This is a genomic window from Pseudomonas sp. PDM15 (genome assembly GCF_014851565.1).
Lineage (GTDB): Bacteria > Pseudomonadota > Gammaproteobacteria > Pseudomonadales > Pseudomonadaceae > Aquipseudomonas.
The window spans coordinates 203969-227148 of record NZ_JACVAA010000004.1; the positions used below are offsets into that span (position 1 = coordinate 203969).

Here is a 23180-nt window from a genome sequence, read left to right on the forward strand (position 1 = left end):
CAGCCTCGCTGGAGAGGATCGATTCGCCCTGCAGATTGCAGCGGCACGGAGCAGCCGAGTGGTGCTCCGTGCGCGGGTATGTCAGCGGCGCAGCTTGGCCAGCAGGCGGAGGATTTCCAGGTACAGCCAGACCAGGGTCAGCATCAGGCCAAAGGCGGCATACCACTCCATGTATTTCGGGCATTGCTGCTCGACGCCCTGCTCGATGAAGTCGAAATCCAGCACCAGATTGAGCGCGGCGATCACAACCACGAACAGGCTGAAGCAGATGCCGAGCACGCCGCTCTCGTGGATGAAGGGGATCGACAGGTCGGTGAACAGGCGCAGACCCAGGTTGACCAGGTACAGCAGAGCAATGGCCCCGGTGGCGGCGACCACGCCGAGCTTGAAGTTCTCGGTGGCGCGGATCAGTCCGCTGCGGTACGCGGCCAGCAGGCAGAACAGGGTGCCGAAGGTCAGCGCCACGGCCTGTACGACGATGCCCGGGTACTTGGCCTCATAGAAAGCCGAAATGGCGCCGACGAACACGCCCTCGACCAGCGCATGCAGCGGTGCCAGGTAGGGCGCGCTGCGCTTGGCGAAGATGATGATCAGCGACAGCAGGAAGCCGCCGATGGCGCTGCCCAGCACCCAGGGCATCAGGCCGGCGGCCGCCTCGGGATTGCTGAAATAGCTGCCCCATACCCAGGTCGCCGAGATCAGCGTCAGGGCCAGCAGCATGGCCGTCTTGTTGACGGTGCCGCCGAGGGTCATCGGGTCTGCGGATACATCGAGATTGCTGAAAGCTTTCTCGGAAAGCGAGGGGTTGCCAGATGCCATGGTGCGCTCCTTGCGTCGTTGTTATGTTGGCGCCGGCACGGTAGCAAAAAATCCGCGCCGCCGGCGCTTCTTGTTAACCTTGCCGGCAGTCCATCCGCCAGCGCCGCCCATGCTCAGCCTGTACCACGCCCCCGACCTGGAAACCCTCGGCCTGTTGGCCTGTCGGCTGCTCGCCCAGCCGCAGGCGGACGTGCTGGCGCCGGCGCGGGTGGTGGTGCCGAGCCAGGGCATCGGCCGCTGGCTGACCCTGCAGCTGGCGCGCGAGCAGGGCATCGCCATGCACCTCGAGGTGCAGCTGCCGTCCAGCTTCGTCTGGGGCCTGGCGCGCCAGGTGCTCGGTGCCCTGCCGGAGCAGTCGGCGTTCAATCCACAGGCGATGACCTGGCGCCTCTACGACTGGCTGTGCGAGCCGGCCAACCTGGCCCGTGCCGAACGCCTACAGCGTTATCTGGAAGGTGGCGACGAGCGCCGCCGCCAGGCCCTGGCGGCGAAGATCGCCGACGTGTTCGACCAATACCTGCTCTATCGCGACGACTGGCTGGCCGCCTGGGAGCGCGGCGAGTTGTGCGACCTGGGCGCGGACGAAACCTGGCAGGCGCTGCTGTGGCAGGAGCTGACCCGTGACGGCCACCCGCACCGCGCGCGCCTGCTCGGCGAGCTGCTGGCGCGCCTGCATGCGGATGCTCCCATCGCCGGGATGCCCGAGCGCCTGCTGGTGTTCGGCATCAGCTCGCTGCCGCCGCATCACCTGCGTGTGCTGGAGGGGCTGGCGCGACACGCCGACGTGGTGATCTTCGCCCTCAACCCGTGCCGCGAGGCCTGGGGCGAGATTCGCGACGTACGCGAGCTGGCCCAGTCCGAGGTCAGCCCGGACGACTGGTATCTCGACGTCGGCCACCCGCTGCTGGCCAGCCTGGGCAAGCAGGGCCGCGACTTCTTCGACAGCCTGCTCGGGCAGATCGCCGAGGAAAACGGCATCTACCCACAGGACAATGAGCTGGCCGACGACAGCCTGCTGCATGCGCTGCAGCAGGACATCCTGCGCTTGCGCACCCGCACCCCGGACGAGCGCCTGGCCCTGCGCGACGACGACCGCTCGCTGGAGCTGCATATCGCCCACTCGCCCCTGCGCGAGGTGGAGATCCTGCATGACCAGCTGCTGGCGCGCTTCGCCGCCGACCCGCAGCTGAGCCCGGATCAGGTGGTGGTGCTGACCCCGGACATCGAGCGCTACGCGCCCTATATCGAGGCCGTCTTCGCCCGCCGCGAAGGCGCGCCGCATATTCCCTACAGCCTGGCCGACCGCAGCCTGCGCGCCGAAACGCCGCTGATCGAGGCCTTCCTCGGCCTGCTCAGCCTGCCCGAGAGCCGCTTTGCCGCCGAGGAGATCCTCGCCTGGCTGGAGCAGCCGGCGATTGCCCGCCGCGCCGGCATCGAACCCGAAGACCTGCCGCTGCTGCGCGACTGGCTGCACCAGGCCGGCGTGCGTTGGGGCCGCGACGCTGGTCACCGCCAGGCGCTGGACCTGCCGGCCGACGATGCCTTCACCTGGCGCCAGGGTCTGGACCGCCTGCTGCTGGGCTTCGCCGCACCACCGCAACTGGCCGGCGACGGCGTACCGCTGCTCGGCGACAGCCTGCCACTGGATGCCCTGGAAGGTGCCCGCGGCCAGTTGCTCGGCCGCCTGTGCGCCTTCGTCGAGCTGCTCGCCGGCCTGGCCGAGCGCCTGCAGCGTGACCGCCCGCTGGCCGACTGGGCGCTGGACCTGCAGGGCCTGATCGACGTGCTGTTCGACGAACGCGAATCCGGCGACACCCTGCTCCTGCTCAGCCAGGCCTGTGCGGCGCTGGGTCGGCAGGCTCTGGACGCCGGCATCGCGCGCCCGCTGCAACTGGCGCTGGTGCGCCAGCAGCTCGGCGCGGCGCTGGAGAGCGGCAGCGGCGCTTCGGGTTTCCTCACCGGCGCGGTGACCTTCTGCACCATGGTGCCGATGCGCAGCCTGCCGTTCCGCCTGGTCTGCCTGCTCGGCCTGGACGACGGCGCCCTGCCCCGGCGCACGCCGGCCGCCGGTTTCGACCTGATTGCCAGGCGTCCGCGCCGCGGTGATCGGGCGCGGCGCCTGGATGACCGCTACCTGTTCCTCGAAACCCTGCTCAGCGCCCGCGATGGTCTGTACCTGAGCTATGTCGGCCGCGACCCGCGCGACAACGCCGAGCTGCCTCCCTCGGTGCTGGTCAGCGAACTGCTGGAGGCGGTCGATCTGACCGCCGTGGCCGGCCAGCCTAAATCAGGTGGGAGCGGCCTTGGCCGCGAATACGCCAGCGCAGAAGCTTCGCGGCCAAGGCCGCTCCCACAGGAGCAGAATGCCAGCGCGCGCATCACTGTCGAACACCCGCTGCAGCCCTTCGCTCCCGGCAACTTCGCGGCCGTCGGCGCGCGCCAGGGCTTCGCCCCCGCCTGGTTCCGCGCCGCGCGGCGCCTGGCCGAGGCGCCGCTGCTGACCCCGCCAGCCTTTATCGAGCGGCTGCCCGAGCCGGGCCCCGATAGGTCGGGCGGCGATCCGCTGGTGATCGAGCCGAGCCAGTTGCTGCAGTGCTTCCGCCATCCGGCGCGCTTTCTCCTGGAGCAACGCCTGGGCCTGCGCCTGGCCGATGCCGACGAGGCCATCGCCGCCGACGAGCCCTTCGCCCTCGAAGGCCCGGCGCGTCGTGGTCTGCGCCAGCTGGCCCTGCACGCCGTGGAGCGTGGCTGGTCGGAGGAGCAGGAGCGGCGTATTGCCCGCGCCGCTGGCTGGTTGCCGCCCGGCGAGCTGGGGCATGCCCTGTGGGGCAAGCAGCGCGGCCCGGTGCGCGCCTTCGCCCCACGCCTGTTCGAGGCACGCCCGGGGGAGACGCCGCAGCCGCTGCTGGTGGATATCCAACTGGCCGGTGTGCGCGTGCACGGCTGGCTGGACGGCGTGACCAGCCACGGCCTGTTCGACTGGCGCCTGGCCGCGCCCGGCGCCTGGGACCTGCCCGGCTTCTGGCTGCGCCACCTGCTGCTCAACTGTGCCTGGACAGCGGGCGGCGCCACCGCGGAGATCGCCCGCGAGAGCCTGCTGGTCTCGCCGGCCGGTGACTGGCAACTCGGCCCGCAGGTGGATGCCCGCGCGCTGCTGGAACCCTGGCTGCTGGCCTACCGCGAGGCCCTGAGCGCGCCGCTGCCCTTCATCACCCGCAGCAGCTACGAGTTCGCCAAGGCCCTGTGTACGCCCAGCGCCAAGAGCCGCAAGGAGCCACGCGACGCCGCCCGCGACAAGGCCGAGGCCGCCTGGCTAGGCGCCGAGTTCAGCCCTGTGCCCGGCGAGGTTCTCGATCCCTGGTACGCCCTCGCCTTCCGCGAGCGCGACCCGCTCGGCGGGCGCTTCGAGCAGCTCGCCGAGCAGTTGCTGGGCCCGGCGCTCAAGGCGCTGGCCAGTGGCGACGAGGAGGCCGAATGAACGACCTGAACCTGCAGGATTCGTCGTTCGCCGGCCGCTCGCTGATCGAGGCCAGCGCCGGTACCGGCAAGACCTGGACCCTCACCGCCCTGTATGCCCGCCTGCTGCTAGAGCAGCAACTGAGCGTGGGGCAGATCCTGGTGGTGACCTATACCACCGCTGCGACGGCCGAACTGCGGGAGCGTATCCGCGCGCGCCTGGCCGAGCTGTTGGCGCTGTATGAAGGTGGCGAGAGCGACGATGACTTCCTGATCGAGCTGCACCGTCGCCATCCCGGTGAGGCGGCGCGCCGCCGTCTGCTGCTGGCCGTGCACGGCTTCGACGAGGCGGCGATCTTCACCATCCACGGCTTCTGCCAGCGCGCCCTGCAGGACTCGGCCTTCGAGGCCGGCGGCGACTTCGATGCCGAGCTGACCCAGGACGACCGCGAGGTGCTCGACGCCCTGCTCGGCGATGCCTGGCGTCATGTGCTGGCCGAGGCCGATCCGGCCTGGGCGCGCTTCCTGGCCAAGGCCAGGATCACCCCATCGACCCTGCGGCAGGCCCTGCGCAGCCACCTGGGCAAACCCTACCTGCGGGTGGAGCCGCGCGAGGCGGCCAGCGGTGTCGAGCTGAGCGCCGCCAGCGCCGCCTGGCAGCGCGCCGCCACACTGTGGCACGACGCCGGCTACGGCTGGATCGAGACCCTGCGGGGGCACGGCGGCCTCAGCCAGACCACCCACAAGGTCTCCAAGCTGCCGCTGTGGTCGGCCGAGCTGGACGCCTACTTCGCCGACCCGGCGGCCCTGTTCGAGGCTCCGGACGGACTGCTCAAGCTAGGCGCCGCCGCACTGGGCAAGGCCTGCAAGAAGGGCTTCGACGCGCCGCAGTGCGAGCTGGCCGATGCACTCGATGTGCTGTCCGAGGCCCTGGCCGCCGCCGAGCCGGCGGGAAGGCAGAAGCTGATCGCCCTGCAGGTCGAGCTGCTCGACCGGCTCAACGTCGAGCTGCCGAAACGCAAGGCGGCCCAGCGCCTGCTGGCCTTCGACGACCTGCTCAATCGTCTGCACGAGGCGCTGCACGGGCCGGCCGGCGAGGACCTGGGCGCGCGCCTGCGTGAGCAGTACCCGCTGGCGCTGATCGACGAATTCCAGGACACCGACCCGATCCAGTACGCCATCTTCGACCGCATCTACCGCGACGGTGGTGACCTTTGCTTTGTGGGTGACCCCAAGCAGGCCATCTATGCCTTCCGCGGCGCCGACCTGGCCACCTACCTGCAGGCCCGCGACGCGGCCGAGCGACAGTACGACCTGCCTTTCAACTACCGCTCCACCCCCGAGCTGATCGCCGCGCTCAATTGCCTGTTCGCCCGCCCGCAGCCGTTCGCCGAAGACGGGCTGAACTACCCGCCGGTCAGCGCCGGCAAGAAGTCGCGGGCCACCTTGGTGCTGCCCGAGCAGGATGGCAGCGCGCCGCTGGGCCTGGTCTGGCTCGGTGACGAGGGCATAAGCAAGGCCCGCGCCGGCGAGCTGGCCGCCACGGATACGGCGCGCAGGATTGCCGCGCTGCTCGCCGCCAGTGCGCAAGGCGATGCCTATTTCGCCGAAGGCGACGACAGGAAGCCGCTGCAGGGCGGCCATATCGCCGTGCTGGTCAGCAACCATCGCGAGGCCGCCAGCGTCGCTGCCGAGCTGGCCGCGCGTGGCGTACCCAGCGTACGCCGTGGTCGCGACAGCGTGTGGCACAGCGAGGAGGCCGGCGAGCTGGCGGCGGTGCTGGCGGCCTACGCCGAGCCGGGCCGCGAAGGCGTGCTGCGCTACGCCCTGGCCACCCGCCTGCTAGGGCGCGACGCGGCGCAGATCGCCCGTTGCCAGGACGACGAACGCGCCTGGGACGAGGAGCGCGCCGCCGCCGAGCAGTACCACCAGCTGTGGCGGCAGCACGGCTTTATGCGCGTCTTTAGAGCGTGGTTGGACCAGGAGCGGGTGGCCGAACGCCTGCTGGCCGGCATCGACGGCGAGCGGCGGCTGACCAACCTGCTGCATCTGGCTGAACTGCTGCAGGCTGAGAGCCTGCAGCGTCCGGGACTGGAGGCGTTGCTCGCCTGGTTCGACGGCCAGCGCAGCAGCGAGGGCGCCGGCGAGGACGCCCTGCTGCGCCTGGAAAGCGATGCCGAGCGGGTGCAGATCGTCACCATCCACACCTCCAAGGGCCTGGAATATCCCTTGGTGTTCTGCCCCTTCCTGTGGGACGGCCGCCTGCTCGGCCAGCACACCGACAGCGCGCGCTGCCACGACGAGCACGGCCAGCCGCTGCTCGACCTGGGCAGCGCGCGCCTGGACGAGCGCCTACAGGTGGCGCGGCGCGAAAGCTTTGCCGAGAAGCTGCGCCTGACCTACGTGGCCCTGACCCGCGCCCGTGATCGCCTGTGGCTGCACTGGGGCCCGCCCGCCCTGCCCAAGCCGAAGAAGGATGGCTCGCTGCCCGACGAGGGCCTGCACAGCAGTGCCCTGGCCTGGCTGCTGCACGGCCGCGAGCTGCCAGGTACCGACGCCCTGGGCGAGCTGGCGGCGCATCTTTGCGGCCGTGAAGGCCTGGCGCTGGCTGCCGAGCTGGACGACCTGGCGCAGGCAAGCGGCAGCCTGATCGCTCGCCTGCCGCTGCTGCTGGAAGAGGCCAGCGCCGCTGGCGAGAGCCGTGCCGAGCCGCCGCAGGCTCTGCAGCATTTCGCCCGCAGCCTGCACAGCGCCTGGCGCATCGGCAGCTTCTCCGGCCTGTCCGCCGGCATGCACATGGAGGCGCCGGACCGCGACGGTCTGGCCATGCCAGACGCCAGCGAACCCGGCGCCGGCTTCTTCGCCTTCCCTCGCGGCGCCCGCGCCGGTACCTGCCTGCACGCCATCCTCGAAGACTGGATGCGCGGCAAGGGCAGCCTGGAACAACTGGTGCCGGCCGCCCTGCAGGACCACGGCATCGACGCGGCGACCTGGACCGAGACCGCCACCGCGCAGCTGCAGCGCGTGCTGGACTGTGACCTGGACGGCCAGGGCCTGAGCCTGGCCACCCTCGACCCGACCCGCCGCCTGCCCGAGCTGGGCTTTACCTTTCCGGTTGAACGCCTGGACGTGGAGCGCCTGCGCGTGCTGCTCGCCGATCCGGCGTACGGCCTGCCGGCGGCTATGCGCCAGGCTGCCGAGCGCCTGCAGTTCGACGAGCTGCAGGGCTTCCTCAAGGGCTTCATCGACCTCACCTTCGAGCACGACGGGCGCTGGTACATCCTCGACTACAAGTCCAACTGGCTCGGCCCGACCGCAGACCACTACGGCACCGAGCGTCTGGAACAGGCCATTGCCGGCGAGCATTACCACCTGCAGTACCTCATATACCTGGTGGCGCTGCGGCGCTTCCTGCGTACGCGCCTGGCCGGCTTCACCGACGCGCAGCTGGGCGGCGCCTTCTACCTGTTTCTGCGCGGCATGCCGGAGGCCGGGGTGTACTTCGCCCGCCCGGACGATGCCCTGCTGGATGCGCTGGACCGATTGTTCGCGGAGGGGCAGTAATGTGCTCAGGCAGTAGCCCGGATGCAATCCGGGGGCGGGCCTTCCCGGATTGCATCCGGGCTACGTCCGCCATAGAAGCATCGAGAAACCGTTCCCTCTCCCTTGGAGAGACGACTGCATGGATGCAGGAGGTAGGGCGACGCAGGAAGCCGAGGCCGAGGGTTGGGGGGAGGGGGACTGCGCGATGAACCTCGCCGACCTGCCCCTCGGCCCGCTGGAACGCGCCCTGCTGGCCAGCCTGCAACGGCTGGAGCCGCAGGCGGATGCGGCCGTGCTGGTCTGCGCCGCCCTGTGCAGCGAGGCTCTGGCTGCGGGCGACGTTTGCCTGCCGCTGGCGCGGGTGGCGGGACAGCGTCCCTGGGCGGAATTCGATTTCGTCCTGCCGCCGCTGAGCGAGCTGCGTACCCGCCTGCAGCGTTCTGCGCTGGTCGCCGGGCCTGGTGCCTTCGCCCCCCTGATCCTGGAGGGCGAGCGTCTGTACCTGGCGCGCTACCAGGCCTACGAAGCGCAACTGGCCGCGCAGCTACTAGCCCGCGCCGCCGACCGCCCCGAGGTGGACGAGGCGCAGCTGGCCGAGAGCCTGGCGCGGCTGTTCGCTTTCAACCAGCAACAGCCGGACTGGCAGCGCCTGGCCGCCGCCCAGGCAGTACGCCGGCGCCTGGCGGTAATTTCTGGCGGTCCCGGCACCGGCAAGACCACCACCGTGGTACGCCTGCTCGCCGCGCTACTGGAACAGCGGGGCGGCCATCCGTCTGGCGGCGACAGACTGGCCATCGGCCTGGCCGCGCCAACCGGCAAGGCGGCGGCGCGCATGGCCGAAGCGATCCGCAATGCCAAGGCCGACCTGCCGCTGGCCGATGAACTCAAGGCGCTGCTGCCGGAAGAGGCGCGCACTCTGCATCGCCTGCTCGGCAGTCGCGGCGACAGCCCGGCCGTGCGCCACGATGCGGCGCGGCCCCTGGCGCTGGATGTGCTGGTGGTGGACGAGGCGTCTATGGTCGACCTGGCGCTGATGGCCAAGCTGGTCGCCGCGCTGCCGCCGCAGGCGCGGTTGATCCTGCTCGGCGACAAGGATCAATTGGCGGCGGTGGAGGCCGGCGCCGTGTTCGCCGAGCTGTGCGAAGGCCGTGGCTTCGACGCCGCGGCCGCCGCCGAACTGCAACGCATCACCGGCCAGAGTGTGCCGGTCGAGACACCGCGCTCGGCGCTGGGCGACGCTGTGGTGTTGCTCACCCACAGCCACCGCTTCGCCGGCGACAGCGGCATCGGCCAACTGGCACGGCGAATCAATGGCGGCGATGCCGCCGGCACTTTGAACCTGTTGCGCGAAGGCCGCGCCGACCTGGCCTGGCAGGCCGAACCGAGCCAGCCCGCGCTGCTGGAGCGCCTGGAACTGGGCTATCGGCCCTACCTGCAGGCCGCGCGCAAGGGCGACCCGGCCGAAGCCTTCGCTGCCTTCAACGCCTTCCGTGCCCTCACCGCCCAGCGCGAGGGCCCCTGGGGCGTCAGCGGCCTCAACGAGGCACTGGAGGCACGCATCAAGCGCCGCTACTCGCTGGCCGAGCGCGAACGCTGGTACCCCGGCCGCGCGGTGATGGTGCGGCAGAACGACTACGCGCTGGGCCTGTTCAACGGCGATATCGGCATCTGCCTGGCCGGCGAGTATGGCCTGCGTGTCTATTTCGAAGGCGAAGACGGCTTCCGCGCCTTCGCTCCGGCACGCCTGCCCAGCCACGACAGCGCCTTCGCCATGACCGTGCACAAGAGCCAGGGCTCCGAGTTCGCCGAAGTGCTGCTGGCCCTGCCGGAAAGCCCAAGCCCGCTGCTGACCCGCGCGCTGTTCTACACCGGCATCACCCGTGCCAAGCAGAAGGTGGAAATCTGGGGCCTGCCGGCGCGCCTGAGCGAGGCAGTTAACGGCAAGGCGGAGCGGGCGGCGGGCTTGGCGCAGCGTTTGGTAGCCGGCCCGCAGACAGTCGCCAGTGAGCCAGTAGCACCTGTGGTGTCGTCGGCAACCGACCAGCTCAGTCTGTTTTGATGCTGCCAGGGCTCCCGGACTGAAGTCCGGGCTACGGGTGACGGTTCGGCGCTAGGCTGATCGGGTAGCCCGGACTTTAGTCCGGGGAAAAGTGGCTGAACAAGGAGGTTCAGGCAATGGTGCTCTACAGGCGCGCCCGGGTAGCGGGCGCCAGCTATTTCTTCACCCTGGCCCTGACGGATCGCCGCCAGGATCTGCTGACGCGCCATGTCGATCTGCTCCGCGAGTGCTTTCGCCAGGCGCAGCTGCGCCGGCCCTTTCATATCGATGCGGTGGTGATTCTGCCGGAGCACCTGCATCTGGTGATGAGCCTGCCTGCTGGCGACCAGGACTACGCGGCGCGAATCGGCCAGCTCAAGGTACTGTTCACCAGAGGCCTGCGGGCAGGCGGCATGGCGGTCGCTACCAATAGCCGGCGCGAGGCCGGGATCTGGCAACCGCGCTACTGGGAGCATGTGCTGCGTGATGAGCGGGACTTCGCCGCGCACGTCGACTACGTCCATATCAACCCGCTCAAGCATGGCCTGGTACAGCGGGTGGTCGATTGGCCCTGGTCGAGTTTTCACCGCTATGTGCGGGAAGGATTGTTGACCGCGGATTGGGCGGGCGGTGATGAGGAGCGGGTAAGTAGGGGGTGCGAATAGCGCAGGCTGTGGGGCCCTGTTTCGCACAATCATGCAGCGAGGTTGCATCTGCCCGCCCGCTCGCGAAGAATGCGCCAAGCCCTGCCGGCCGTGGCGCCGGTGCACGATGGATTGCACGCAGATCGCAAGGAGTTGTTCATGTTCAGCCGCCTCGCCAACGTCTTCAAAGGCATCCTCTCGCTGTTCATCAAGGATCTGGAGCGGAAGAACCCGGAAGCCTTGCTGGAGCTGGAGCAGGAGAACCTGCGCAAGCAGATCGCCAACTTCAACCAGGGCCTGGCTGCCCACGCCGGTCTGGCCGAGCGCCTGATGAGCCAGGTACGCAAGCAGGAGGCCGAGGAGCGTGAGCTGCATGCCCGCACTACCGCCCACCTGCGCGCCGGCAACAAGTCGGCTGCTGCGCAGAACGCCCTGCGTCTGCAGAGCCTGGCCCGCGAGCTGGAAGAGAACCGTCGCCAGCTGGCCCAGGCCGAAGAGACCTACCAGAACCTGACCAAGGCCCGCGAAGTGGCGGTGAACGCCGCGCGCGCCAAGATCGAGGCGCTCAAGGGCGCGATCAACGACATGCGCATGAAGACCGCGATGGCCGAGATGAACGAGATGGCTGCCGGCATGGTCAGCACCATCGGTGGCTCCGGCGATACCCTCAACCGCCTGCACGAGATGGTCGAGGAAGAGCGCACCAAGGCCGCCGGCCGCGCGCGCATGGCTCGCGACTCGATGGACATGAGCGAAGTGAACCTCAAGGAAGCGGAGATGGACGCCCTGGCCGACCAGGCCCTGGCCGAGTTCGCCGCCAAGGAAGGTATCGCCCTGCCCGGCGCCGAGGCGGCCGCGCCCGAGGCCAACCGCAGCATGGGCGGCAACCCGCAGTCGGAAAGCCAGTAAGCCATGGCCGCGGTTCAAGCCCCGCAGGCGCCCGCCTGGCTGGAGGAGCTGCGCCTGGCCTACGAGAGCGGCGCCCATGGCCAGTTCGTGCTGTACGGCAATGTCGCCGACCGCTTCCCGCTGGACGGCCGCCTGGTCAGCCTGACCCGCTATCTGGATGCGCGCCTGTTGGCCGCCTTCGACGTGGTCTTCCTTTACGATCCGGGCAATGGCCTTAGCCTGCTGCGCGGCGGCGAGCGCTTCGCCGAATGGCCGGCCGCGACGCAGGTGCAGCCCTGGCCGCACGAGCCGCGCGCGGCGGTGGAACTGATCAGCCGCTACCTGCGCTACCGCGCCAACCTACGCGCGCTGGGTCGCGGCGATAGCCAGCATGTGGCGGTGATACTGCGCGGCGCCGATCTGGTGCTGCCGGCCGGCCAGCCGGGCGACTTCGCCACCGCGAGCCTGGCCAGCCTGGTGCGTGACTGGGCCGCCGAGCCGCCGTTCAGCGACATGGCCTTCGCCAGTCTGCTGCTGGCCGACAACCTCAACGACCTGCATCCGCTGGTGGCAAACAACCCGCGCATCGACCGCATCCAGGTGCCGCTACCGGACGTCGACGACCTGCGCCAGTGCTTGGCGCAGCTGCGCATCGATCACCCCAAGGCTTTCGCCGCCCAGGACGACGGTGCCGAGCAGGCGCTGGCCGGAGTCAGCCTCAGTGCCCTGGCCAGCCTGGTCAAGCGCCGTGCCCACGAGGGCAAGGTGCTCGGCGCGCGCGACTGGGCCGAGGCCAAGAAGGAACTGGTGGAGGCCGATAGCGCCGGACTGGTGGAGTTCATCGAGTCCGCCCGCACCCTCGACGACTACCACGCCCAAGAGGCGCTGAAGACCTGGCTGCGCCAGGACATGGCGCTGTGGCAGGCCGCCGACCTGCGCGCGCTGCCCAAGGGCTACATCTTTTGCGGCCCGGTGGGCACCGGCAAGACCTACCTGGTCGAGTGCCTGGCCGGCGAGGCCGGTGTGCCGGTGGTCAAACTGAAGAACTTCCGCGATCGCTGGGTCGGTTCCAGCGAAGGCAACCTGGAGAAAATCTTCCGTCTGATCCGGGGCCTCGGTCGCTGCATCGTATTTATCGACGAGGCCGACCAGACCCTCGGCAAGCGCGATGGTGGCAGTGGCGACAGCGGCCTGTCCGGACGACTGTACTCGATGATCGCCCAGGAGATGGGCAGCGCCGACAACCGCGGCAAAGTCATCTGGATTCTCGCCTCCTCGCGTCCCGACCTGATCGAGGTGGATCTTAAGCGCCCCGGCCGGGTCGACGTGAAGATTCCCCTGCTGCCGACCACCAGCGTGGCGGAGAGCGCGGCATTGCTGCGGGCCCTGCTCAAGCGCTTCGACCTGCAACTGGAGCAGGCGCAGCTGGAGCAGCAGGCGCTGCCGCTGCTGCTCACGCCGGGTGCGGCCGAGGCCCTGGCGGTCAAGGTCTATCGCCAGGTACGCACCGCCCAACTGCCGGCTTTGGAGGCGCTGCAGCACTGCCTGCAGGGCTACCAGCCGCCGGTGCCTGAGCAGGTGCTGCGCCTGCAGATGCAGCTGGCCATTCGCGAGGCCACCGACATGGCCTTCGTTCCCGAAGTGCTGCGTGCCCTTGGTCAGGAGGCTGTCGACCCATGAGTGCCGGGCGTTATCTGTGGGCCGCCTTCACGGCCCGTCCGCTGGGCATGCCGCTGCCGCCGAACTGGTTTGGCCTGGCCGCCTTCGGCCTGCTCGGCTTATTCGTCAGTCCCGGCTTCTGGGTGCTCGGCGCCGGCCTGGAGCTGGCCTACCTGGGCCTGCTGGCCAGCAACAAGCGCTTCCGCACGGCGGTGGATGTTGGCGAGGTGCACATCGACCCTGCCGAGCAGCGCTACGAGGCGACGCTGGCCCTGCTCGGCGATAGCCAGCGCCAACGTCAGCAACGCATAGAGACGCGTGCCCGCGAGGTGCTGCAGCTGCTGTCGCGCTCGCCGCTGATGAGCGCCCATGCCGACAGCCTGGAGCAATTGGTGTGGCTCAATCTGCGCCTGCTGGTGGCCGGCCAGGCACTCAGCGTGGTGGTGGACACCGCCGCGGCGGATAGCGCCGAGCTGCAGCAGCAGGAAGACCAGATCGACCAGCGCCTGGCCGCCAGCGACCTGGGCGCCGAGCTGCGCCGCAGCCTGGAGCAGCAGAAGCAAGTAATCGACGCCCGCCAGGCGGCGCACGCCGAGGGGCTGCGGCGCAAGGAACATGTGGATGCCGAACTGGCGCGCATCGACCAGCAGATCGCGCTGATCCGCGAGCAAACCCTGCTGGCTACCGACGAGGAGCAGATCGGCACGGCGCTCAACGCCCTCACCTCCTCGTTCAACGAGGCCAGCCGCTGGCTCAACGACCAGCGCGATCTGCTCGGCGTGCTCGAACTCAACGAACAACAGGGCCTGCCCAGCTACGTGCTGCAGGGACAGGGCAGCAAGCCTCAGGCCGTTACCGAAAAACAATAATTCATCGACAGGGAGACAAGTCATGCACCCGAATCTTTTCCACCGTCAGCGCGGTAGCGCTGCCGGCAAGCTGATCACCATAGTGCTGGTGCTGGGCCTGCTCGGCCTGGGCGGCTGGCTGGTCAGCAAGGACATGCTCAAGGGCGGCGACAGTCCGCTGAGCAGCCTGCCCAGCAGTCTCGGTGGCGGCTCTGCCGCGCCTGAGCCGGCCGAACCGGTTACCGGCACGCCGGTGCTGCAGTCGGCAGCGCCCTACGAGATGAAGAACAACATCATCGATATCGACATCAGCGAGTACGCCGGCTACGGCGGCCTGATCGTCGCCAACGGAGGCCTGGCGCCCAACCCGAACTCGATCTTCGCCAAGCAGTACGGCTTCCAGGTGCGCCTGAACAAGGGCGAGAGCGAGGAGTGGTCGGCGCTGAACAATGGCCAGATCGCCGCCGTGGCCACCACGGCTGACGTGCTGGCTGTGCTCGGTCGCCAGTTCGAAGTCACGGTGCCGGCGCAAATCGCCTTTTCCCGTGGTGCCGACCAGGTGGTGGTGGACAGCGATATCGCCAGCATCAACCAGCTCAAGGGCAAGGTGCTCGGCGCCAGCCAGTTCAACGAAAGCGAGTTCTTCATCCGTTACCTGGCCTCCGAGGCCGGCGTGCCGGTCAAGGTGCTGCGCGACCTGAACAGCCGCCCGGCGCCCAATGAGCTGGGCCTGGTGTTCTACGAGGACGCCTTCATCGCCTGTGATGCCTACGCCGCCGAGCTGGGCGGCAATGGCCGGCTGAATGGCTGCGTGGGCTGGTCGCCGCGTACCGACGAGGTGGTGGCCGAGTCCGCCGGTGCCGCGAAGATGCTGGTGTCCAACCGCAACCTGCTGGTGGTGGCGGATATCCTGGTGGTCAACAAGGGCTTCGCCAACGCCCACCCGGACAAGGTCAAGGGCCTGGTCAACGGCCTGCTGGAAGGCAACCGCCTGCTGCGCGACGATCCCCAGGCCAATGCCGGCGTGGTCGCCCAGGCGTTCGGCTGGACCGCCCAGGAAACCCTCGATGAGCTGAGCAAGGTGCACCTGAGCAACCTGCCGGAGAACCTGGCCTTCTTCGATGGCAGCATCGACTCGGCCGGCTCCTTCCAGGGCATCTTCCAGTCCTCGGTGCTGGCTTATGGCGCGCTGATCAAGAATCCGGCCGACCCGGCACGCTTCGCCAACCTGCAGCACCTCAAGGCGCTGGATGCCGGCGGTACGTTCAAGGGCCAGACCATCTCCATCGCGCCGATCCGCACCACCGGCAAGGTGGCGCTGGAAGGCGACGCGCTGCTGAGCAAGGACATCCGCTTCTTCTTCGAGGCCAACTCGGCCGAGCTGGACAAGGATGCCAAGGCCAACCAGGACTATCTGGACACCATCAAGAAATTCCTCCAGGTCAGCCCCGGCTCCATCGTCCTGCTGCGCGGCCACGTGGACAACGCCATGGTGCCGGACTTCGAACGCCAGGGCGGCCCGGCGCTGGTCAAGAGCATGGCGCTGAAGGCCATGGAGCTGTCGCGCCAGCGCACCCAGTCGGTCAAGGATGCCCTGCTGGCCCGTCACACCGGCATCGCCGAAGACCGCATCGAGCTGGTCGGTCGCGGCTGGGAAGAGCCGATCGGCCAGGACAGCGAGCAGAACCGCCGCGTCGAAGTGCAGTGGTTCACCCTGGAGTGACGGGCTGAGGCGGTGCCTGGCTTGCAGCCAGCGCCGCACGAATAGTCAGAGCAAAAACACCGGCGCAGCGCCGGTGTTTTTCACTGTGCTGGCAGGCCGCTGTTGCCTGCGGGCCCGCGCGAAGAAGCGGCTGCAGTGGCGCAGCCGAAGTAGACGCAGGGATTGCGTGGCGCGCGCCATCGGCCTAGGATGCGCGCCTTCTCCCCCTCAACCGACAGCAAAGGAGGCACATCATGCAGCAGCTGATCACCCTTTGCAGGTCGCGTCTGGTCTGATTCTCTCCGCCGCTTTCGCTGCGGCGCGCGTCACCCGGCCCGGTCCTGCCACTCCCAACATTTTCATTTCAACCCATAGGGATTGGACCATGGGCAATTGCATCCGCAATCTGTCCGACGGCGTCATATTGATCGCCGCGGACGACACCTGGATCGAAGGAAAAGCGATCCAACAACTCGAAACCACCGCTCGCCTGCCGGGCATGCAACGGGTGGCCGGCATGCCGGACCTGCACCCGGGGCGCGGCTATCCGGTCGGCGCGGCGTTCTTTTCCATCGGTCGCTTGTACCCGGCGCTGGTCGGCAACGACATCGGCTGCGGCATGGCTCTGTGGCGTACCGATATATCGACGGCCAAGCTGCACCTGGACAAGCTCGAGAAGCGCCTGGGCAACCTAGATGCGCCGCTCGACGAGGACTGGGCCGAGGCGATTGCCGCCTTCGGCCTGCCAGCCTGCGGTCACGAGCGCTCGCTGGGCACCATCGGCGGCGGCAACCACTTCGCCGAGCTGCAGCAGCTCGACCTGAGCTATGACGATGCCGCGCTGGAGCGGCTCGGCATCGCCCTCAACCGCCTGCTTCTGCTGGTACACAGCGGCTCGCGTGGGCTGGGCGAGGCGATCCTGCGTGAGCAGGTCGACCTGTTCGGCCATGCCGGGCTGGAGGCTGGCAGCGAGGCCTGCACGCATTACCTGGCGCGCCACGACGGCGCCCTGCGTTTTGCCGAGGCCAACCGCCAACTGATCGCCCGGCGCATGCTGGAGCGCCTGCGCGCCGACGGTGAGCCGCTGCTGGACGTCAACCACAACCTGGTGTCGCCGGCGTGCATCGTCGGTCGCGACGGCTGGCTGCACCGCAAGGGCGCCACGCCATCGGACCAGGGGGTGATGATGATCCCTGGTTCGCGTGGCGACTTCAGCTACCTGGTCGAACCGCTTGCCGACGAGCGCAGCCTGCTGTCCCTGGCACACGGGGCCGGGCGCAAATGGATGCGCAGCGAGTGCAAGGAGCGCCTGGCGTCGCGCTACAGCGTCGAACAGCTGGCTCGCACGGCGCTGGGCAGCCGGGTGATCTGTGCCGACCGGACATTGATCTACGAGGAGGCGCCGGAGGCCTACAAGGCCATCGATTCGGTGGTAGGCGCCCTGCGGGAAGCCGGGCTGGTGCGGGTACTGGCGCGGCTGAAGCCGGTGCTGACCTACAAGACGCGGGGAGGGTGCTGCTGATGATCCTCCTGCAATTGTCGGCGGGCCAGGGCCCAGAGGAATGCGCGCTGGCGGTGGCCAAGGCGCTGCGCCGGCTGCTGGCGGAAGCCGAGGCGGCGCGGGTCGAGGTGCGTGTGCTGGAAGAGGAAGCCGGAGTGGCGCGCGGCACCCTGCGCTCCGTGCTGGTGGCGCTGCAGGGCGAGGAAGCCGAAGTACTGGCCGAGGCCTGGAGCGGTTCGCTGCTGTGGGTCTGTGCCAGTAGCTACCGGCCGAGCCATGGGCGCAAGAACTGGTTCTTCGGCGGGGCGTGCTTTGCCGCGCCGTCGGCCAGCCTGGAGAGCGAGATCCGCTTCGAGACACTGCGTTCGTCCGGCCCTGGTGGCCAGCACGTCAACACCACCGATTCGGCGGTGCGGGCGACTCACCTGGCCAGCGGCATCAGCGTCAAGGTGCAGAGCGAGCGCAGCCAGCATGCCAACAAGCGTCTGGCCGTGTTGCTGATCGCCCGGCGCCTGGCCGAGCGCGCTGAGGCAGCTGATGATCAGCTGCGTGCCGAGCGGCGCCTGCGCCACCATCGGCTGGAGCGCGGCAACCCGCGGCGCACCTTCCGCGGCGAGCGCTTCGTCGAGTGAAATGAAAAACGGGGCCATTCGGCCCCGTTCTTTTATGCACAGCTTCCGGTTTACTCGCCCGGCATGTCCTTGCGCAGCTTGACCGGATCTTCCTTGCGGCCGCGGGCGATGCGCATGCGGATGTTGAGCGCCTCCACGGCCAGGGAGAAGGCCATGGCGAAGTAGACGTAGCCCTTTGGTACGTGGACTTCGAAGCTCTCGGCGATCAGCACGGTACCGACCACCACCAGGAAGGACAGGGCCAGCATCTTCAGTGACGGGTGCCTTTCGATGAAGTCGCTGATGGTGCCGGCGGCCAGCATCATCACCAGCACGGCGACGATGATCGCGGCGACCATGACTGGTACGTGGGAGACCATGCCGACGGCGGTGATCACCGAGTCCAGGCTGAACACGATGTCGATGATGGCGATCTGAATGATGGTGCCGATGAAGTTGCGCGCGGCGCCGCTGGGCTGCTCGCCGGTTTCGTCCTCGCCTTCCAGGCTGTGGTACATCTCAGTGCTGCTCTTCCACAGCAGGAACAGGCCGCCGAAGAACAGGATCAGGTCACGCCCGGAGATGCCTTGGCCGAACAGTTCGAACAGGTCGTTGGTCAGGCGCATGATCCAGGTGATCGACAGCAGCAGGCCGATGCGGGTGACCATCGCCAGCGCCAGGCCGAAGAAGCGGGTGCGCGCCTGCATGTGCGGCGGCATGCGACCGACCAGGATGGCGATCATGATGATGTTGTCGATGCCGAGGACGATTTCCAGGGCCGTCAGGGTGAGAAAGGCAACCCAGATCTCCGGGTTGGTGAGCCATTCCATTATCGATTCCTTTGTACGGTGGTAGGCGAAGGCCGCGCGGGCGGCGTGATTCTATCCGGCTTTGGGTGAAAATTGCGTCTACCGTCGGCTCAGCCGCCGAACATCGGGAACACGCCGAGCAGCAACGCTGCCACCAGTATGGCCAGGCAGATCAGTACTGCCCACTTGAGGGTGAAGCGCTGGTGGTCGCCGAACTCGATCTTGGCCAGGCCAACCAGCAGGTAGGTCGAGGGTACCAGCGGGCTGAGCAGGTGCACCGGCTGGCCGACGATCGAGGCGCGGGCCATTTCCACCGGGCTGATGCCGTAGTGGCTGGCGGCCTCGGCCAGCACCGGCAGTACGCCGTAGTAGAAGGCGTCGTTGGACATGAAGAAGGTGAACGGCATGCTCACCAAGGCGGTGATCACCGCCAGGTACGGCCCCATCGCTTCGGGAATCACCGCCAGCAGGCTCTTGGACATGGCCTCGACCATGCCGGTGCCGGACAGGATGCCGGTGAAGATGCCAGCGGCGAAGATCAGCCCGACCACCGCCAGCACGTTGCCGGCGTGGGCGGCAATGCGCTCCTTCTGCTGCTGCAGGCAGGGGTAGTTGATGATCATGGCGATGCTGAAGGCGATCATGAACAGCACCGGCAGCGGCAGCAGGCCGGCGATCAGGGTCGCCATCAGCGCGGCGGTCAGTGCGCCGTTGATCCACAGCAGCTTGGGTCGACGCGCTTCCGGGTACTGCGAGACGCTGATCTCGGCGTGGTTGTCCTGCTCGTCCGGCAGGTGCAGCACGCCGAGGCGGGCGCGCTCGCGCTTGCCGTAGATCCAGGCGACACCGAACAGGGCGATGCAGCCGGCGATCATGGCCGGGATCATGGGCACGAAGATGTCCGACGGGTCGACGTGCAGGGCGCTGGCGGCGCGCGCGGTGGGGCCGCCCCAGGGCGTCATGTTCATGATGCCGCCGGCGAGGATGATCAGTCCGGCCATGATCAGCGGGCTCATGCCCAACCGGCTGTACAGCGGCAGCATGGCGGCGACGCAGATCATGTAGGTGGTGGCGCCGTCGCCGTCGAGGGAGACGATCAGGGCCAGCGCGGCGGTGCCCATCGACACCTTCAGCGGGTCGCCCTTGACCAGGCGCAGGATGGCGCGCACGGCCGGGTCGAACAGGCCGGAATCGATCATCAGGGCGAAGTAAAGAATAGCGAACATCAGCATCACCCCGGTGGGGGCGAGCTTGCCGATGCCTTCGAGCATCATCGGGCCGATGCCGGCGGCGAAACCGCCGATCAGGGCGAAGCTGATGGGGACGATGATCAGGGCGATCAGGGCGGACAGGCGTTTGCTCATGATCAGGTACATGAAGGTCATGACCATGGCGAAGCCGAGGAAAGTCAGCATGGCTATCTCCGGACGGGCGCACGGCGGCATCGCGGCGAGGCCACGGGCAGGCGGTGGCGAGGCAAGGCGGGCACCCATCTTGTTGTTGTCGGGCCATCGGTCCGGGGACGATGGTGGACGGATGCTAGGCGGCGAAGCTTTCAGGCAGCTTTCGGCGTGCTAGCTTGGCGATGAAGGGACTTTGCGGAGGGCGTCATGAGCGAGCTGCACCACGGCGGCTGCCATTGCGGGCAGCTGCGCTACAGCATCCGCGCGCCGCTGCGCGACATCGCCCACTGCCATTGCTCGGTGTGCCGGCGCACCAGCGGCGGCATAGTGGTCACCTGGCTGACGGTGCCCCGCGACAGCTTCCAGTGGACTTGCGGCAGCCCGGCGGCCTATGCCTCGTCGGCCAGCTGCACGCGCTACTTCTGCGGGCGCTGCGGCTGCCAGCTGAGCCTGTTCACCGATCGCAGTCCGAACAGCCTGGACCTGACGGTCGCCAGCCTCGACCAGCCCGAACTGGCGCCGGCCGATCGGCATATCTGGGTGAAGAGCCGCCTGCCCTGGCTGCATCTGGACGAGCAGTTGCCCGAGGAGGATGAAGAACAGCTATAGGCGGTCTGCCTACGGCAGGACCAGGCCGCCGCTGGCCTTGTGCAGCGCGCGCAGGTGCTGGCCGAGCTGTTCCAGATTGACCTCGCCGGCTTCGATCTCGGCCAACAGCTCGGGCTCCAGCAGCAGACGGACTTCGCGGTCGAGATCGTCGCTGAGCTGGCGCAGCTTCAGCTGGCGCGCGCTGCTGGCAGCTTCCAGCTGCTGCCATTCACCGGGCTGCGGCAGGCCGTAGCCGGCATCCAGCAGCTCCGCCGGGCGGCTGAGGAAGCCGCTGTTGTCGAGGATCTGCCGCAAGGTGGCATCGGCCTCGGCGAAGCGGCGTTCGCCGGGGTTGTCGCGGGCGCCCAGATAGCGCTGCTTGAGCTGTTCCTGAGCCAGCAGCAGCTGACGACGCAGCGCGGCCTGTTCCAGCAGCAGCAGGGCGGCGCTGGCGCGCAGGTCGGCTTTGGCAAACCAGGCGCGGCGCTGTTCCGGCGGCAGGGCCAGCCAGTCTTCTACCTCCTGCTGCGGCACCGCCAGGCGCTCGCGCAGGATCACGAACATGGCCTGGTAGCGGTCGCGGAACGAGTCGAAGCGATAGCCCAGACGCAGCGCCTCGCGCGGATCGGCCAACACGCTGCGGTCGGCCAGGCCGCGCGCCTCCAGCAGATCGAGCAGGCCGTTGGGCATGATGCTGTCCAGTCCCTGCAGCTCGTTGCGCCCCGTGCCGCCGCGTAGCAGCTTGAGGGTCTCCACTGCGCAGTTGTTGGAGAGGAACCAGTAGTCGCCGTCGTAACTCCAGTGCTGTTCGGCGGCGCGCGCCACCAACTGCTCGGTCTCTTCGCGCGTCAGGCGTAGGGGGATCGAGGACAGTCCGCGCAGTTCGACCTTGGTGTATTCCTCGATCACCTGGGCCAGCGGCAGGATGAACAGGCGCGAGGGATAGGCGCCGGTCAGGCCGTCCCAGCTGGACAGCTGCACGTCGCCGACGAAGGCGCGGTAGGACAGCACCAGGTGCTGGTCCAGATCCAGCCGGCAGGCCGGGCCGCGTGGTCGGCCAGGGGCGCATACCACCAGGCGCAGCATGCTGTGGCCCCAGCGGCTGGCCCACTGCTGGTTGGGTTCGGCGAGCAGGTAGTCGACCTCGTAGACCCGCTCGGGATCGAGCCGGCCCAGGGGCTGGCGGGCGAAGTCGCGACCGGCGTTGAGGTAGGCATAGTCGGCGGCGCACTCGGCCCGCTGTGCCGGCTGCCAGGCGAAGTGCTGGCGCAGGTAGCGCTGCAGGGTGGGGCGGCGGCAGGCGTAGGTCGGGTCGAGCAGGAAATACTCCATGTTCACCGCGACGAACTCGCGCGGATTGCTCAGCTCATAGGGGTCGGGGCTGCGCGCCACCTGGCCGTTGTCCTGCTCGCGGGTGCCCCGCTTGCCGACCTGCTGCTGCCAGCCCGCCAGGTCGAGCAGTTGCGGGTCGTCGCTGAGGCTGAAGCGCCGCTCAGTCTGCCCGCGGCACAGGTCGCGCTGGCCGACCAGGCCGCTGCTGGCGAATTCGTTGCGGCAGCGCCATTGCTGCAGGCGTTCGCTGGCCGGCCACAGGCGGGCGCGGTCATACAGGTGGGTCAGTTCGTGCAGCACGGTGGCCAGCAGCTCGCGGCGCAGGCTGCCGTGGGCACGCCCGCTGGCGGCCTCGGCCAGGGTGGGATCGAGCAGGCGCGGCAACAGCCGGGCGTTGAGGCTGAGGGCGTCGAGGCGGGTGGTGCGGCCGTAGACGTCGTGCGGCAGGTCAGCGGACCAGCGCACTTCCACCCGGCGATCCAGGCGCTGGACAAAGCTCGGCGGCAGCGCCGCCACGGCCTGATCCAGCAGGGCCTGGCTGGCCTGGATTTCGGCGGAGGACAGTCCCTCGTGGTCCAGGTCCAGGCGCAGCTCGGCCTGAAGGCCGGCGCTGGCGCCGGCCAGCAGCAGCGCGACCAGCCAGCGCGCGGCGCGGGGAATCACAGGGCGAGAATGGCTTCGGCAAGCACCTGGTCATCGGCCTGGCGAGCTTCCGGCAGGCGCTCGCGCAGGGTGGCGAAGGCCGCTTCCAGCTGCACGCCACGGATCTCGCCCTGGCTGGCGACGAAGCTGGCGGCATCATCACGGGCGGCGCGGACGACCTTCATGTCGCGCACCGAGGTGGTGGTGTCGGAGGTGAAGTCGAAGCTGCGATCCAGCGCGCGGACGATGATGTTGCTGGTGGCTACCAGAGTCTGCGCCTGGGCGCTGGCACCAAGGCAGAGGGTGGTGGCGAGAAGGATAGGGAATAGGCGGCGCATGGCGGCTCCAGGCAAGCGGAACGGATGGGATTGCTTATTGGACGAAATTCGGCGGCGCCAGTTCAAGCCCGCATGGCCCGGAGCGCGAGGCCGATCACGTGGTTACCGGCTGAGAATAGCTTGGGGCAGTCGCAGGTCGCTGCCCCATGAATACACAGCTGGCGTCGTTGGCCGACCATGGCTGCACCGATCGCACCAGTGTGACCACGAAACTGGTGATATGGGCCTCAGTGGTCAATAGCGTGGAGGTGAGGAGCATCAGGAGGGCAGTTTGCATTGAGTGGCTTTAGTACGAAGCACGGCTAATAGCCGAGCGCTCCGGTGGTCGTGGCTCATTTGCGATTGTGGTGTGCGCTGGA

General features: G+C 68.6%; 16 protein-coding genes. 11 read left to right on the forward strand and 5 right to left on the reverse strand.

The window, feature by feature from the left end; translation table 11 throughout:
- Nucleotides 1-81 precede the first annotated feature (81 nt).
- Entirely contained in the window at nt 82-819 is a 738-nt protein-coding gene (locus IB232_RS12425) for a Bax inhibitor-1/YccA family membrane protein (protein ID WP_192398943.1), read from the reverse strand.
- Between the two features lie 109 nt (nt 820-928).
- Between IB232_RS12425 and recC the strand changes: the two genes are divergently transcribed.
- The 10 genes from recC (at nt 929) to prfH (ending at nt 17730) form a co-directional block, all read left to right on the forward strand.
- A complete protein-coding gene (gene recC / locus IB232_RS12430; protein WP_192398944.1) occupies nt 929-4297 on the forward strand; it encodes an exodeoxyribonuclease V subunit gamma in 3369 nt (1122 codons plus the stop codon).
- Nucleotides 4294-7839 carry an exodeoxyribonuclease V subunit beta gene (gene recB, locus IB232_RS12435; protein ID WP_192398945.1) on the forward strand — a complete coding sequence of 1182 codons (3546 nt, stop codon included), beginning with the start codon at nt 4294-4296 and terminating at the stop codon, nt 7837-7839. The genes recC and recB overlap by 4 nt, the downstream gene beginning before the upstream one ends.
- Nucleotides 7840-8023: 184 nt before the next feature.
- Complete coding sequence (gene recD / locus IB232_RS12440; protein ID WP_192398946.1) at nt 8024-9877, forward strand: exodeoxyribonuclease V subunit alpha; 1854 nt, start codon at nt 8024-8026, stop codon at nt 9875-9877.
- A gap of 116 nt (nt 9878-9993) precedes the next feature.
- The gene (locus IB232_RS12445; RefSeq protein WP_192398947.1) at nt 9994-10521 is read left to right on the forward strand and encodes an REP-associated tyrosine transposase; all 528 of its coding nucleotides are present in this window, start codon (nt 9994-9996) and stop codon (nt 10519-10521) included.
- A gap of 138 nt (nt 10522-10659) precedes the next feature.
- The gene (locus IB232_RS12450) at nt 10660-11409 is read left to right on the forward strand and encodes a PspA/IM30 family protein (RefSeq protein WP_192398948.1); all 750 of its coding nucleotides are present in this window, start codon (nt 10660-10662) and stop codon (nt 11407-11409) included.
- 3 nt (nt 11410-11412) lie between these two features.
- Nucleotides 11413-13068, forward strand: a complete 1656-nt coding sequence (locus IB232_RS12455; RefSeq protein WP_192398949.1) for an AAA family ATPase — start codon at nt 11413-11415, stop codon at nt 13066-13068.
- Nucleotides 13065-13916 (forward strand): hypothetical protein, encoded by an 852-nt coding sequence (locus tag IB232_RS12460; protein WP_192398950.1) that lies wholly within the window; start codon nt 13065-13067, stop codon nt 13914-13916. The genes IB232_RS12455 and IB232_RS12460 overlap by 4 nt, the downstream gene beginning before the upstream one ends.
- Nucleotides 13917-13938: 22 nt before the next feature.
- Nucleotides 13939-15618 (forward strand): phosphate ABC transporter substrate-binding/OmpA family protein, encoded by a 1680-nt coding sequence (locus tag IB232_RS12465; RefSeq protein WP_192398951.1) that lies wholly within the window; start codon nt 13939-13941, stop codon nt 15616-15618.
- A 364-nt stretch (nt 15619-15982) separates the two neighbouring features.
- Nucleotides 15983-17119, forward strand: a complete 1137-nt coding sequence (locus IB232_RS12470) for an RNA ligase RtcB family protein (protein WP_192398952.1) — start codon at nt 15983-15985, stop codon at nt 17117-17119.
- Nucleotides 17119-17730 (forward strand): peptide chain release factor H, encoded by a 612-nt coding sequence (gene prfH, locus IB232_RS12475; RefSeq protein WP_192398953.1) that lies wholly within the window; start codon nt 17119-17121, stop codon nt 17728-17730. Before IB232_RS12470 ends, prfH begins: the two co-directional genes overlap by 1 nt.
- Nucleotides 17731-17780: 50 nt before the next feature.
- On the opposite strand, the gene IB232_RS12480 is transcribed toward prfH, so the two are convergent.
- Complete coding sequence (locus tag IB232_RS12480; RefSeq protein ID WP_192398954.1) at nt 17781-18539, reverse strand: TerC family protein; 759 nt, start codon at nt 18537-18539, stop codon at nt 17781-17783.
- An 89-nt stretch (nt 18540-18628) separates the two neighbouring features.
- On the reverse strand, nt 18629-19933 hold the full coding sequence (locus IB232_RS12485) for a CitMHS family transporter (protein ID WP_192398955.1): 1305 nt from the start codon (nt 19931-19933) through the stop codon (nt 18629-18631).
- Nucleotides 19934-20128: 195 nt separating this feature from the next.
- Here IB232_RS12485 and IB232_RS12490 point away from each other — a divergent pair, with 195 nt between their 5' ends.
- Entirely contained in the window at nt 20129-20530 is a 402-nt protein-coding gene (locus tag IB232_RS12490; RefSeq protein WP_192398956.1) for a GFA family protein, read from the forward strand.
- A gap of 9 nt (nt 20531-20539) precedes the next feature.
- Here IB232_RS12490 and IB232_RS12495 read toward each other — a convergent pair whose 3' ends face one another.
- The gene (locus IB232_RS12495) at nt 20540-22501 is read right to left on the reverse strand and encodes a DUF4105 domain-containing protein (RefSeq protein WP_318652270.1); all 1962 of its coding nucleotides are present in this window, start codon (nt 22499-22501) and stop codon (nt 20540-20542) included.
- The gene (locus IB232_RS12500; RefSeq protein ID WP_192398957.1) at nt 22501-22821 is read right to left on the reverse strand and encodes a DUF2388 domain-containing protein; all 321 of its coding nucleotides are present in this window, start codon (nt 22819-22821) and stop codon (nt 22501-22503) included. The genes IB232_RS12495 and IB232_RS12500 overlap by 1 nt, the downstream gene beginning before the upstream one ends.
- Nucleotides 22822-23180 lie beyond the last annotated feature (359 nt).